The organism is Sphingomonas sp. AC435 (genome assembly GCF_979253005.1).
Map to the genome: position 1 here is coordinate 1 of NZ_CEEDCJ010000123.1, position 234 is coordinate 234.

At 62.0% G+C, this 234-nt stretch carries 1 protein-coding gene; it reads right to left on the reverse strand.

Features of this window, described 5'->3' with window-relative positions; all coding sequences use genetic code 11:
- Positions 1-234: MFS transporter (locus AC0CH8_RS19170; RefSeq protein WP_465241239.1), on the reverse strand; the 234-nt coding region annotated here is incomplete at both ends.

Here is a 234-nt window from a genome sequence, read left to right on the forward strand (position 1 = left end):
AGTCACGCCGTAGGACGGGATGCGGGCGGCCAGCACCAGGCCGAGCGCACCCGCCGCCATGATCAGCAGGCCGGTGACGAGCGATTTCTGAGATCCGATCCGCTCGATCAGCTTCGCCGACGGGATCGACGCGACGAAATAGGCGATGAACCACACCGATTCGATCAACGTCGTCTGGGTGTAATCCAGATCGAATACGCTGCGCAGCTGCGGCAGCAGCGTGTTGTTGATGAC